The organism is Streptomyces sp. NPDC048560 (assembly GCF_040650955.1).
Classification (GTDB): domain Bacteria; phylum Actinomycetota; class Actinomycetes; order Streptomycetales; family Streptomycetaceae; genus Streptomyces.
In genome coordinates this window covers 21,572-34,199 of sequence record NZ_JBEZIJ010000010.1, presented here as the reverse complement: position 1 = coordinate 34,199, position 12,628 = coordinate 21,572, and the positions used below count along the sequence as shown (strand labels likewise).

The following is a 12,628-nucleotide window of genomic DNA, read 5'->3' as shown; positions in this document are numbered from 1 at the left end:
CGTTCGATCTAGGCCGACCCCCAGCGCATGGGCTGCAGTCCATGCCGCGCTGCCCTACCTCGATCGAGCGGCGCCGAGCCGTGGGAGTCCTCTGAGGCTTCCGATCCCATCAACGCACTACCGCCCAGGTCACGTCTGCACCAAAGGGATCCGCCGGGGACGGACGGGTAGCGGAAGGCCAGGCCACGCCCGCCGAACAGGGGTCCTACTAGACCCTCCCCAGCCGCCCCCGCTGGGGAGCGGCTGGGGAGTTTCACCCCCGCCTGGGGAGTCCCTGGGGAGTTTGAACCGTGCAAACAGGAAAGCCCGTGAAAGGATCCGAAAGAAGCATCCCTGCAGGTCAGCGCCACGCAGTGGCAAACACTCCCAGGTCACGGGCCCCACCACGGGGCCTACATGACGTACGTACCGAGATCGTCGGCCTCGACGATGCCGGGGAGCGAGCCGCCCTCACGCAGGGGCGTGACATAGCGGGTCGCGGTGACTTCTGTGAGCATTGCCCCAGGCTAGTGGCTGGTCAGTTCGCCGGTGAGCCTGCCGTGGAGGTCTGCGCTGACGTCGTTCAGACCGGTGATCTCGACGGTCTTGCCGCGCTGGGCGTACTTGGCCTGGATGGCGTCGAGAGCTGCGACGGAGGAGGCGTCCCAGATGTGGGCCGCGCTCAGGTCGATGACGACGTGGTCCGGGTCGGTGGCGTAGTGGAACCTGCCGACGAGGTCGTTGGACGAGGCGAAGAACAGCTCTCCGGTCACGGCGTAGACCACCGTGCCGCCCCCGGGGTCCGTCACCGAGGTGACGTCGGCGACGCGGGCCACGCGCTTGGCGAACACCACCATCGCACTGACCGAGCCGACGACGACGCCGACGGCCAGGTTGTGGGTCACCACGACACAGCCGACGGTGATGACCATGACGGCGATCTCCCCGGCCGGCATACGCCGGAGCGTCCTGGGAGCGACGGAATGCCAGTCGAACGTCGCGAACGAGACCATCACCATCACGGCGACCAGGGCGGCCATGGGGATGTCGGAGACGATCGGGCCGAAGGCGATGCAGAGGACCATCAGGAACACACCGGCCAGGAAGGTGGACAGGCGTGTGCGGGCGCCGGAGACCTTGACGTTGATCATGGTCTGGCCGATCATCGCGCAGCCGCCCATACCGCCGAAGAATCCGGTGACGATGTTGGCGATGCCCTGCCCGACGGACTCGCGGGTCTTGTTGGAGTGAGTGTCCGTGATCTCGTCGACCAGCTTCGCCGTCATCAGCGACTCCATCAGGCCGACCAGCGCCATCGCGAAGGCGTACGGCGCGATCGTCGTCAGCGTGTCCATGGTGAACGGCACATCGGGCAGGCCGGGCACCGGCAGCGAGGAGGGCAGCTCGCCCTTGTCCCCCACGGTCGGCACCGCGATCCCGGCCGCCACCGTGATGACCGTGAGGACGAAGATGGAGACCAGCGGGGCCGGGACCACGGTGGTGATCTTCGGGAAGAACACCATCATCGCCAGACCGCCCGCCAGGAGCGGATAGACCGGCCACGGCACGTCGTACATCTCGGGGATCTGCGCCACGAAGACCAGGATGGCGAGGGAGTTGACGAAGCCGACCATCACCGACCGCGGGATGAAGCGCATGAGCTTCGCCACCCCGAGCGCGCCGAGCACGATCTGGAAGACGCCCGCCAGGATCACCGCGGCGATCAGGTACCCGAGCCCGTGCTCCCGGTTCAGCGGCGCGATGACGAGCGCCACGGCGCCGGTCGCCGCCGAGATCATCGCCCGCCGGCCGCCGACGACCGAGATCACCACGGCCATCGTGAACGAGGCGAAGAGACCGATCGCCGGATCGACCCCGGCGATGATCGAGAACGAGATCGCCTCCGGGATCAGCGCGAGTCCGACCACCAGGCCGCCCAGCACCTCGGTGCGCCACACCCTCGGATCGGCGAGCCAGTCGGGGCGCAGGTGGCGCAGCCGGGCGGCGGGAGACACGGCGGAAGAAGACAAGGAGACGGAAACCTGTCGCGTTCGGGCGCACCCCGCTGGGGCGTACGGAAGGGCGCGGAGGAGCCGGGTCGGCACCCCGCGGTGGGCCGGCGGACCGAGCCTGATGCCAGGGAGGTCATGGCGGTACGAGGCAGTGGCAGGCGTCCGCCGGCATGGGAACAAAGGGTCGCCGGGGGCGCCATCGGCCACGGCACGGGGCACGACAAGCGCCCTCACCGCGGAGAACTCTACCCTAACGTTAGAGTAGAGATCGGCGGGGCCGTACGGGCCCGGCCCGCCAGGACGAGAAGGGCCAGGACACACGCGTGGACGACAGGCACATGCAGATCGGCGAAGTCGCCGCGCGGACCGAGCTGTCCCTGCGCACCATCCGGCACTACGAGGGGGCGGGCCTCGTCGCCCCTTCCGCCCGCTCCCAGGGCGGTTTCCGGCTCTACACCGAGACGGACGTCGCCCGCCTGATGGTCATCCGGCGCATGAAGCCCCTCGGCTTCACCCTCGACCAGATGCGGGACCTCCTGGCCACCACCGACCGCCTCGACGGCACGGAGGGCCTGGGCGCGGACGAGCGCGAGGCCCTGATCGACCGCGTTCGCGCGTACGAGCGGGCCGCCACCGAACAGATGGACAAGCTCCGCGTCCAGCTGGCCCGCGCGGAGGAATTCGCCGCCACACTCCGGACCCGCCTGGAACACGGAACACCGGCCGCCACCGAAAGACCCTGATCCTCCCCCGGAAGAAACTCCCCCGGTTCCTGAACACCGCGATATGCGCTTCCGTATGCATGATCGACGTCATGTATCCGATGAGACGTCATGTATCCATGAAGGGAATGCCGGCATGAGCGCATCGCAGGAGCGTCAGGTCCGCCTCGGTCGCCGCACCGTCATCACCGCGGTCGGTGCGGCAGGGGCGGCCGCCGCACTCACCGCGTGCGGCGGAGAGCAGGCCGGTGCGGACGGGCAGGGGGAAGCCGCCGGGACGGGCGGCGAGATCCTGGGCAAGGCCGCGGACATCCCCGAGGGCGGCGGAGTGGTCTTCGCCGACCAGGGCGTCGTGGTGACCCAGCCGAAGGCCGGTGAGTTCAAGGCGTTCTCGTCCAAGTGCACGCACCAGGGCTGCTCCGTGAAGGGCGTCTCAGGCGGCGTCATCAACTGCCCCTGCCACGGGAGTACGTTCGACGCGGAGACAGGCGCTGTGACCGGCGGACCCGCGACCCAGCCACTGCCCGCCAAGGCCATCACGGTGAAGGGCGGCTCGATCAGCCTGGCGTGACGCCTCCCTGCCGCCCCGGCCGCCGCCAGCAGGCGAGCGCCTCGTCGGTGGTGGTGATCGTCGCGACGAGCGCCAGCGTGTTGCGGATCATCGCGGGGGTGTACTCGGCGGGCACCCCCGCGATGGCATCGGCCGGCACCACCGCCGTGTAGCCGAGGTTCACCGCGTCGAAGACGGCGTTCGGGATAGCCACGTTGGCCGATACGCCGGTGACGACCAGCGTCCGGCAGCCGAGATTGCGCAGCAGCGCGTCCACGTCCGTCCCGGCCAGCGGGGACAGGCCGTGCAGCCGCCGCACGACGAAGTCCTCGTCCGCCACCTCGATGGGCGGGGCGACGCGCACGGCCGTACTGCCGGTGTACTGCTGGACGGGCAGTCGGGCCGCGGCCCGGAAGAGGCGGGCGTTGCGGTTGGCACCCCGCCCGTCCGGGCGTCGCTCGGCGACGGCGTGGACCACCTGGACCCCCGACTCGTGCGCCCCGGCGACGAGTCGTGCGATGCGTGTGAGTACGCCGGAGGACCTGGCCTCCTTGGCGAGTTCCGGCAAGGCGCTGTCGTGACCCACGACGCCCTGCTGGCACTCGACGGTCAGCAGGACGGTGGTCGCCGGATCGAGCTGCGAGGCCAGTTGGTCCTTGGACTGCTTGGTGGGCACGTGACCCCATTTCCTACGGGTGGGCCGGGCGCGCGACGCTAGCGCCCATTGCGCGACGAAGGAAGAGGCTCCATGCTTTCCTGACTTACAGTCAGATGACTGGCAGAGCAGGAGGGAAAGCCCCATGACCGCCACCCAGCGGCGAGGCCGCCGGATCATGATGACTCCCGGCGAGCGGGATTCCTATCTCGCCGAACAGCGCACGTGCCGGGTCGCCACCGTCTCCGACGACGGCCGCCCGCACGTCGGGGCGCTGTGGTTCGTGTGGGACGGAACGTCGCTCTGGCTGTACTCCATCACCCGGAGCCTGCGGTGGTCCCAGTTGCGCGGGGATCCCCGGACCGCCGTGGTCGTCGACGACGGAGTGGAGTACGGGGAGTTGCGCGGCGTGGAACTCTCCGGTTCGGCCGTCGCCGTAGGAGAGGCCCCTCGCACCGGCGAGCCCTGTGCCGAACTGGACGTACCGGAAAGGCTGTTCGCCTCGAAGTACTTCGGCATGGAGGACATGCCGCACGACGGCCGGCACGCCTGGCTCCGCCTCACGCCGGACGCGGTCACGTCCTGGGACTTCCGGAAACTGCCCGGCCCGGCGTAGCGCCCGCGGCCTGCACGCCGGGAAGTGGCGACAGGTGTCAGTGCGTCGGGAGCCCGCGGCGGGCGTCCACGCATCCGGAGGTCACTGCAGGCGTCCACGCGTCGGGAAGTGACAACGGGTGTTCGCCCGCCCGTCAGGGTGCGTCCAGCGGCCTGCCCGCCACGCGCAGCGCCTCGACCGCGGCCCTGATCGAAGGCCGCCGGTCCGCGTCGGTGCGCCACACCGCATGGATGTGGCGCCGCATCTTCTGCCGCACGGGCACGAGCCGCACGCCGTCCGGGACCGGTCCGCGCCCGAGCCTGGGGGCCACGCACACCCCGAACCCGGCTGCGATCAGGGCGAGTTGGGTGTGATGCTCGCCCGCGAGGTGCGCGATGCGTGGCTCGATGCCCTTGGAGCGCAGGGTGAACATCAGCCACTCGTAACAGAATTCACCCTCGGGCCACGACACCCACTCGTCGTCGGCGAAGTCCTCCAGATCGACTTCGGTCCGGTCCGCGAGCGGATGACCGGCCGGCATGGCGATATCCGGTGCGTCGTCGAGGAGTTCGGCCTTGGCGAGCCCTCCGGGCACCGGCAGGCGCTTGTTGCTCCAGTCGAGCACCACCGCGAGATCGCTGTCACCGCGGAGCACCGCGCGGATGCCGTCCTCCGGCTCCATCTCCGTCGTGCGGACCTTCAGTTCGGGGTGGTCCGCCCGCAGCGCGGTGAGCGCGGAGGGAAAGAGGCCACGGGCAGCGGTGGGAAACGCCGAGATACGCACCTCGCCCACGACGCGTCCGCGCTGCGCCTCGATGTCGGACTGCGCGAGGGCCACCTGGGAGAGAATCCGGGCCGCGTGATCGGCGAGCAGCCGCCCCGCGTCGGTGAGGCGGACACCTCGGCCGTTCTTGGCGAGCAGTTGCTGTCCGACCTCCCGCTCCAGCTTGGCCATCTGCTGCGAGACGGCCGAGGTGGTGACGTGCAGCCCGTCAGCGGCCCCGCTCACCGAGCCGTGCCGTGCGAGTGCGTCCAGCGTCCGCAGCCTCTCCAGATTCAACATGTAAGAAATGCTACGCGAACGCCACCAGAAAGTCTCACTTGTCCTAAGCCTTTCTGTTGGTCATCCTTGAGCTCATGAGCGCCCCCTCCGCCCCGCGAGCATTCCCCGGGACCCCCTCCTCCGTCGACCCTCCCACCCCGTCGGCGCACCCAGCCGCAGCTCCCGGCCGCCGGTCGGTGGACTGGCGCATCCGCTTCGTGGCGCTCGCGCTCATCTGGGGATTCAGCTTCCTGCTCATCAAGGTGGGGACCGACGGGTACGCCCCGCTCCAGGTCTCCTTCGGCCGCCTGCTCTCGGGGGCGGCGGTGCTCGCCGTCGCCATGGCCGTACGCCGGCAGCGGCTGCCGCGCTCGGCGAAGACCTGGGGCCACCTGTTCGTCGCCGCGCTGTTCCTCAACGCGATTCCGTTCTCCCTGTTCGCCTACGCGGAACTGACCATCCCGTCGACGCTCGCGGGCATCTGCAACGCCACCTCACCCCTGTGGGGCATGGCGCTCTCCCTCGTCGCACTCTCCGAGGACCGGCCGACCCGACGGCGCGTCGCCGGCCTCGGGCTCGGCTTCATCGGCGTACTGACCGTGCTCGGCGCCTGGCAGGGCTTCTCAGGCCTGGACTTCGCAGGCACGGCGATGGCGCTGCTCGCCGCCCTCTGCTACCCGATCGGCTGGATCTACGTACGCCGGACGCTGACGGGCAGCGATTCGTCCGCCCTGTCCCTGACCGGCAGTCAGCTCCTGGTCGGGACGGCACAACTCGCCCTGGTCACGCCCTTCTTCACCGCGGCCCCCGACGGGTTCCCGCTGTTGCCGACCCTGTCGGTCCTGGCCCTGGGCGCGATCGGCACGGGCTTCGCCATGCTGCTCCAGTACGAGCTGGTCCAGGAGGTCGGACCGACGACCGCCCAGATGGTGACGTACTTCATCCCGGTCATCGCCACCGCCGCCGGAGTGGCCCTGCTGGGCGAGCGGCTCACCTGGAACACCCCGGTCGGCGCGCTGATCGTCCTCGCCGGGGCGGCCCTCACCCAGAGCCGCGCCCGCTCGTCCGCCGGAGCGCCCCGGAAGCCGCGGCCGGGGCGGGAGGCCGGGCGCGGCGAGCGGGTACGAGGGCTCAGCCGAAGCTGATCGGCCGGGCGCTCAGGCGAAGATGACAGAGCGGGCCCTCAGCCGAAGATGACAGGCCGGGCCCTCAGCCGAAGCTGATCGGCCGGGCCGGGCCCGCCGCCGCGGCGACCGCGTCCGCCAGCGGTTCGATGTCGGCGGCGGTCAGGCCCGACACGGTGAGCCGCACCCCCTGGGGTGCCGACATCCGGAAGCGCGCGCCGGGCGCCACCGCCCACCCGGCGCGCAGGAGCCGGGTCACGGCCCCGGTCTCGTCGCTCACGGGCACCCACACGTTCATCCCGCTCCGGCCGTGCGCCCGCACGCCCCGGTCCGCGAGCGCCCGGACGAGTGCGTCCCGCCGCTCCCCGTAGGCCCGGGCGACAGCCGCCGTGTCGACGGCGTTCGAGGTCCACAGGTGCACCACGGCGTGCTGCAGCAGTCTGCTGACCCAGCCGGGACCCAGACGCTGCCGCCCCGCCACCCGGTCGACCGTGACCACGTCCCCTGTCAGCACGGCGAGCCGCAGATCAGGTCCGTACGCCTTCGCCACCGACCTGACGAACGCCCAGCGGTCCGTGATCCCCGTGAGCGGATGCAGCGGGATGTCGACGATCGCGTGCCCGTGATCGTCCTCGATCAGCAGGACGCCAGGGTGCTCGGCGAGCACCGCCCGCAGCTCCCGTGCGCGGCCGTCGCTCACCGCGGCTCCCGTGGGATTGTGCGCCCGGTCGGTGATGACCAGCGCCCGCGCGCCACCCCGCAACGCCTGTTCCACGTCGGCGGTCAGCGGCCCCTCGTCGTCGACCCCGACCGGCACGACGTGCAGACCCAGAGCCGGTACGAGATCGAGAACGCTGCCCCAGCCCGGGTCCTCAACCGCGACTCCGTCACCCGGCTTGAGATGCGCCGAAAGCACCCGCTCGATCGCGTCCAGCGCGCCTGATGTCACGGTCACCGGCCCCGGTGACACACCGTCGGCGTCCATCGCGGCCCGGGCCAGCGCCGCCAGTTCCGGGAGCACCGGCGCGTCCCCGTACATGCCGGGCCGCGCCGCGTCGGCGCGTGCCGCCGACGCGAGGGCATCGCCGAGACCGGGCAGCAGGTCCGGGTCCGGGTTCCCCTCCCCCAGGTCCCGTACGCCGGGCGGCGCTTCGACGCGGATCGAGCCGCGCTCGGTACTCGCGGGGCGCGGCCGCACGCGGCTTCCCCGGCGCCCGGCCGTCTCGATCACCCCACGCTCGCGGAGCGTGCGGTAGGCGGCCGCCACCGTATTCGGATTGACCTCCAGACGGGCCGCCAGCTCCCGCATGGGGGGCAGCACCTGACCGGGCTCCAGGTCTCCCGCCCCGACGGCCCGTTCCACACTCGCGGCGATCTCGGATGCACGCCGCCCACTGATCGGATAGTCTCCTAGCACAAACATCATTATGCACTAGTGCAATGGAGTACGCAATGTCGGACACCGCCGCGCCGGACACTCTCACGCCCGACAGCACGGGCCCGGACACCATCGCCCCGTACACGCCGACGGACCGCACGGTCCCCAGCCGGGGCCGTGAACGCGCCACCTACGACCGCGAACTGGTCCACTCGGTCCTGGACGCGGCCTACCTCTGCCACCTCGGCTTCATACGGGACGGAGCCCCGGTCGTCCTGCCGACGCTGTTCGGGCGGGTGGGCGAGCGGCTCTACGTGCACGGCTCGACGGGCTCCCGGCCCCTCCTCGCCGCGGACCGGACGGACCCGGGCCTCCCGGTATGCCTCACGGTCACCCACGTCGACGGCCTGGTGCTGGCCCGTTCCGCGTTCCACCACTCGATGAACTACCGCTCGGTGGTCGTCCACGGCACGGCGCGGACCGTCACCGACCCCGAGGAGCGCCGGATCGCGCTCGACGCCATCGTCGACCAGGTCGTTCCCGGCCGGTCGCAGGACTCCCGGCCCGCGGACGCGAAGGAACTCGCAGCCACAGCGGTGATCCGCCTGGACCTCGACGAGGTCTCGGCCAAGGTCCGCACCGGCGGCCCGAACGACGATCCCGCGGACCTGTCGCTGCCCTACTGGGCCGGCGTCGTCCCCCTCACCCGCGGTCACGCGGCCCCGGTCCCCGCCGACGATCTGGACCCGGCCGTCGCGGTGCCCGCGTATCTGACGGCCCTCTGACACGACGGGACACGACGGCGGGGCCACGGCGGACCCACCCCCGCGGAGTGGGTCCGTCGGCGGGCAACAGCTCGTCGGCGGGCAACAGGTCAGACGAGCACGGCCTCCCGGCGCGCGACAGCCGCTCCGCGCGCTTCGGCGACGGCGAGGCCCGCCACCGCGACGAGCAGGAGCAGTGTGCCGACGACAGTGGCCGCCGTGAGCTGTTCACGCAGTACGGTCACGGCGATCACGGCCGCGCTCACCGGCTCGAGAAGCATGATCACGGAGACGGTCGCGGACCGGACGGCCGCCGCTCCCGCGAAGTACAGCGCATAGGCGAGCGCGGTCGGCACTGCGGCCACGTACACCAACAGCCACACCACATGGGCGAGTTCGGCGGTGTGCGGCACGAGCCCCTCCATCGCCGCCATGGGCAGCAGCCCCACCGCGCCGATCCCGAAGGCCCATGCGCTCGTGGCCAGCGCGTCGCCGCCCTGTCCGTCGCGTCCCAGCCACCGGGTCAGCAGGGTGATGGCCGCGTAGCCCGAGGCGGAGAGCAGGGCGAGCGCAATCCCGAGCGGCTCGACCTCGGCCCGTTCGCCGCCGAGCACGAGCACGACGAGACCGGTCAGCGCACCGGCCGCGGCCACCGTCCCGCCCCGGCCGAGCCGTTCCCCCATGGTGAGCCGCGCGCCGACGGCGATGAGGACGGGACCGGCGCCGAGCGTGACCACCGTCCCGACAGCGAGACCGGTCATCTCCACGGCCGCGAAGTACGCGCTCTGGAAGACGGTGAGACCGATGCCGGTGCCCAGGATCCGCAGCAGGCGGCGACGGCGCGGTTCGGCGGGAGCGGACGCGCGCCGCGCCGGCCTCAGCGCGAGCGCTCCGGCCAGCAGGACGAGGCCGCCGACGCAGCGCCAGAACGACAGGGCCAGCGGGCCCAGATCGCTGGCCCGGAAGATGAGGGAGGCGGCGGCGCCCGCCGTTCCCCAGGCGACTCCCGCGACGACCAGATAGATGATGCTGCGGCCGACGGGCAGGCCGGACGTGGGGTAGGACACGTGCTTCTCCAAACAGAAAACGGGAGGGGTGGTCGCTCGGCTCCGCACGCGGGCAGCGACGAACCGCTCGGGGACTGCCCGAGCCCGGTCTTCGTCTGGAGTTGCAGCCCGCGCTAGACGGCGGGCGGCGGAAGTACGGTGAGGTGCATGATCGTCACCCTACGGCGAGGCACGGCGGGCGGACAACTCACCCTCGGAGAGCCCGGCAGTGGGCACCGCGCCGACGCCGCCGGACCCAGACGCCACCGGCCCGGACGGCGGCTTCGGTGCGGAGGACTGAGCGATGAAGGCACCGATCAGCACCACACCGCCACCGATGAGCTGAGGCGCGGAGAGGTGCTCGCCGAGCAGTACCCACGCGAGTACGGTCGCGATGACCGCCTCCAGACAGGCGACGACACCCGCCACCTGCGGGGAGAGCAGCCGTACCGAGACGACTCCGGTGACGTAGGCCAGGACGGTCGCGAGCAGCACGATCCAGCCGAGCAGCAGCCAGGCGGGGACCTCGTTCCCGTTCATGTCGGCGCTGCCACCGAGGATCGACCAGTCCATGCCCCAGGGCCGGGCGAACACGGTGAGGACCGCGGCGCCGACGAGCAGTCCGTACGCGATCACACCGACCGGGTGGGGAGGTTCGGCGTGCTTCCCGGGGCTGCCTGCGGAGTCCTGGCCCCCCTGGTCGGAGAGGACGAAGTAGCCGACCTGACAGCAGGCGGCGCCCAGTGCGAGCAGCAGTCCGACGGCGTCGAAGCTCAGTCCCGCCCAGATCTCGACCACGCAGGCCAGGCCGCCCACCGCGAGGACCACACCGACCGCCGCGGCCCGGGTGACCGGCCGGCGCTGCACGAACCGGACCCAGCCGAGCACCAGCGCGGGCGCCAGGTACTCGACGAGGAGGGCGACCCCGACGGGGATACGGGAGATGGCGGCGAAGTAGCACGCCTGAACCCCCGCGACGGCGAACAGTCCGAAGCCGGCCAGCAGCGCGGGCCTCTCACGCACCAGGTTCCGGTGGCGCCAGGCCACCGGCAGCATGACCAGTGCGGCACCCGCCACCCGCAGCCACACCACGTGCAGGGGGTCGAGCCCTGCCTCGATCAGCGGCTTGGCCGCCACTCCCGAACCACCGAATGCGAACGCCGAGGCCAGGGCTAGTCCCAGGCCGGCGCTTCTCCCCTGAGACGCGTACATCGGCACATCATGACAGGTGTCATCAGTAGCGTCACCCCTGTCACGACTGTCATGCCGAGCCGGACGTCTCCGCTAGGCGGTCAGCCGTACGGTCGGCGAGCCACCCGGCGCCCACCCCGGCCCGGTCGAGGACCTCCACCGCCCGGCACTCCGCGTCCGCGGCGATCGCGGCGAGCAGGTCCAGCCCGCCGGCGCGATGCGCCCCCCGTCGCCCGGCATGTTCCCTGGCGCCTTCCAGGGCGGCCGCGGCCGAGGGCGACCACCCGTCCACGCCGGTGTCGCGCACCGGGGAAACCGCGCCCGAGTCCTCGACGGCCCCCTGCCAGCGAAGCCCGTAGCCGATGCTGCGCTGCACCAGATAGCCGAGCACCTTGGCGAGTTGCGGACCGTCGGCGAAGGCGGCACGGACCTCGGGGTCCGACTCCATGAGCGAGTGCAGCAGATGGGCGGTGTCGATGTGCCGGTCGCCGTCGCGCAGGGCCCGTCTGCGCGCACCGGTCACCACCGAGGCGAGTTCCACGGTGAGGGTGGCGTCGAGCTCGGCACGGTTCGGTGCGGGCTGTTCGGGTATCCGCGGCGTCCGGTTTTGCACACCTCTCACCCCATCAGTCCCGTGGCCGGAACACATCCCCGGAGCGGCCCATGTCCGCGTCCCACCCAAGTTGGGCACAGCACGCGGTTCCTCATCCCTCCGGATGAGATCTCCCGGCAGCGCGGTACCGATCAGGAGAAACGGCGCGCGCCGCCTTGCTTCGCGCTCCCGGAGCAACCGCCGGCCACGCCGCGTACGTCCCTCAGGCCACAGCCCGAAGACGACCGGAGGGGGCGGGCGGCATGTTCTGGATGGTCGCCCTGCTGGCGGCGGACGGCAAGCAGTACGTCTACCGGGTCTACGCCCCGCACGACGCGCTTTTGGCCGATCTCTTCTGGGCGGCGTTCCACTGCCACGACGAGGGCCCTCATCCGCGCGCGTCCGACTGGTTCGACTCCGCCGTCATCTGGCCCAGCCGTCAGACGCAGCAGATCTGACGGGTCATCAGTATTGAATGTTGCCGTCACTGCCACTACGTTCCGCGACACCGTAACCCGACGAGCAAGGGGTGGTCGCATGGCCGAAGTCAGCGCGGAGGCGCGCATCGAAGCACCGGCCGAGAAGGTCTGGGCGCAGCTGACGGATTTCTCGGCGTACGGCGAGTGGAACGCCACCCACACCAACTTCCCCAAGGGCGGGCCGGACTCGCTGGAGCTCGCGGCCACGTACGAGGAGAACATGAAGCTGATGGGCTTCCCGGCCGAGGTGACGTGGACGGTCTCCGAGCTGGAGGCCGGGCGGCTGCTGACCACCACCGGCAAGGGCCCGATGGGCGTCAACCTGACCATGCGCTACGCGCTGACGCCCGAGGGGGACGCCACCACCGTCAGGATCGACGGGGAGTTCACGGGCGCGGCGATCTCTCTCATGGCGGCCAGGCTGAAGGACTCGGCCACCTCCGCCCTGCTCGAATCCCTGCGGAAACTGGGCGGCCTGGTCACCGCGTGACGACTGCCG

At 71.2% G+C, this 12,628-nt stretch carries 14 protein-coding genes; 7 read left to right on the top strand and 7 right to left on the bottom strand.

Translation table 11 applies throughout. The annotated features are described in order from the left end of the window. Positions 1-506 precede the first annotated feature (506 nt). On the bottom strand, positions 507-1,994 hold the full coding sequence (locus AB0C82_RS25370; protein WP_362846038.1) for a SulP family inorganic anion transporter: 1,488 nt from the start codon (positions 1,992-1,994) through the stop codon (positions 507-509). Between the two features lie 320 nt (positions 1,995-2,314). Here AB0C82_RS25370 and AB0C82_RS25365 point away from each other — a divergent pair, with 320 nt between their 5' ends. Both AB0C82_RS25365 and AB0C82_RS25360 read left to right on the top strand, forming a co-directional pair. After that, complete coding sequence (locus AB0C82_RS25365) at positions 2,315-2,734, top strand: MerR family transcriptional regulator (protein ID WP_362846036.1); 420 nt, start codon at positions 2,315-2,317, stop codon at positions 2,732-2,734. A 115-nt stretch (positions 2,735-2,849) separates the two neighbouring features. Next, a complete protein-coding gene (locus AB0C82_RS25360; RefSeq protein ID WP_362846034.1) occupies positions 2,850-3,284 on the top strand; it encodes a Rieske (2Fe-2S) protein in 435 nt (144 codons plus the stop codon). Here AB0C82_RS25360 and AB0C82_RS25355 read toward each other — a convergent pair. Further along, the gene (locus AB0C82_RS25355; RefSeq protein ID WP_362846032.1) at positions 3,271-3,939 is read right to left on the bottom strand and encodes a cysteine hydrolase; all 669 of its coding nucleotides are present in this window, start codon (positions 3,937-3,939) and stop codon (positions 3,271-3,273) included. The two genes, AB0C82_RS25360 and AB0C82_RS25355, sit on opposite strands and share 14 nt — an antisense overlap. A 124-nt stretch (positions 3,940-4,063) precedes the next feature. Here AB0C82_RS25355 and AB0C82_RS25350 point away from each other — a divergent pair, with 124 nt between their 5' ends. Then, entirely contained in the window at positions 4,064-4,534 is a 471-nt protein-coding gene (locus AB0C82_RS25350; protein ID WP_362846030.1) for a pyridoxamine 5'-phosphate oxidase family protein, read from the top strand. Positions 4,535-4,667: 133 nt separating this feature from the next. On the opposite strand, the gene AB0C82_RS25345 is transcribed toward AB0C82_RS25350, so the two are convergent. Then, positions 4,668-5,576 carry a LysR family transcriptional regulator gene (locus AB0C82_RS25345; protein WP_362846028.1) on the bottom strand — a complete coding sequence of 303 codons (909 nt, stop codon included), beginning with the start codon at positions 5,574-5,576 and terminating at the stop codon, positions 4,668-4,670. 74 nt (positions 5,577-5,650) lie between these two features. Between AB0C82_RS25345 and AB0C82_RS25340 the strand changes: the two genes are divergently transcribed. Continuing rightward, complete coding sequence (locus AB0C82_RS25340) at positions 5,651-6,700, top strand: DMT family transporter (protein WP_362846026.1); 1,050 nt, start codon at positions 5,651-5,653, stop codon at positions 6,698-6,700. Positions 6,701-6,764: 64 nt separating this feature from the next. Here the strand turns inward: AB0C82_RS25340 and AB0C82_RS25335 are convergent, their stop codons facing one another. Continuing rightward, complete coding sequence (locus AB0C82_RS25335; protein ID WP_362846024.1) at positions 6,765-8,096, bottom strand: aminotransferase class I/II-fold pyridoxal phosphate-dependent enzyme; 1,332 nt, start codon at positions 8,094-8,096, stop codon at positions 6,765-6,767. Between the two features lie 35 nt (positions 8,097-8,131). Between AB0C82_RS25335 and AB0C82_RS25330 the strand changes: the two genes are divergently transcribed. Continuing rightward, entirely contained in the window at positions 8,132-8,842 is a 711-nt protein-coding gene (locus tag AB0C82_RS25330; protein ID WP_362846022.1) for a pyridoxamine 5'-phosphate oxidase family protein, read from the top strand. Between the two features lie 89 nt (positions 8,843-8,931). Here AB0C82_RS25330 and AB0C82_RS25325 read toward each other — a convergent pair whose 3' ends face one another. The 3 genes from AB0C82_RS25325 to AB0C82_RS25315 all read right to left on the bottom strand — a co-directional run bounded on the left by AB0C82_RS25325 (position 8,932) and on the right by AB0C82_RS25315 (position 11,671). Then, entirely contained in the window at positions 8,932-9,888 is a 957-nt protein-coding gene (locus AB0C82_RS25325; RefSeq protein ID WP_362846020.1) for an EamA family transporter, read from the bottom strand. A 159-nt stretch (positions 9,889-10,047) separates the two neighbouring features. Continuing rightward, the gene (locus AB0C82_RS25320; protein WP_362846018.1) at positions 10,048-11,079 is read right to left on the bottom strand and encodes an EamA family transporter; all 1,032 of its coding nucleotides are present in this window, start codon (positions 11,077-11,079) and stop codon (positions 10,048-10,050) included. Positions 11,080-11,128: 49 nt separating this feature from the next. Next, positions 11,129-11,671, bottom strand: coding sequence for a peptidase (locus AB0C82_RS25315; protein ID WP_362846016.1), 543 nt, complete (start codon positions 11,669-11,671; stop codon positions 11,129-11,131). A gap of 242 nt (positions 11,672-11,913) precedes the next feature. Between AB0C82_RS25315 and AB0C82_RS25310 the strand changes: the two genes are divergently transcribed. Then, complete coding sequence (locus AB0C82_RS25310; protein ID WP_362846014.1) at positions 11,914-12,108, top strand: hypothetical protein; 195 nt, start codon at positions 11,914-11,916, stop codon at positions 12,106-12,108. Positions 12,109-12,187: 79 nt separating this feature from the next. Beyond that, positions 12,188-12,619, top strand: coding sequence for an SRPBCC family protein (locus AB0C82_RS25305; RefSeq protein WP_362846012.1), 432 nt, complete (start codon positions 12,188-12,190; stop codon positions 12,617-12,619). Positions 12,620-12,628 lie beyond the last annotated feature (9 nt).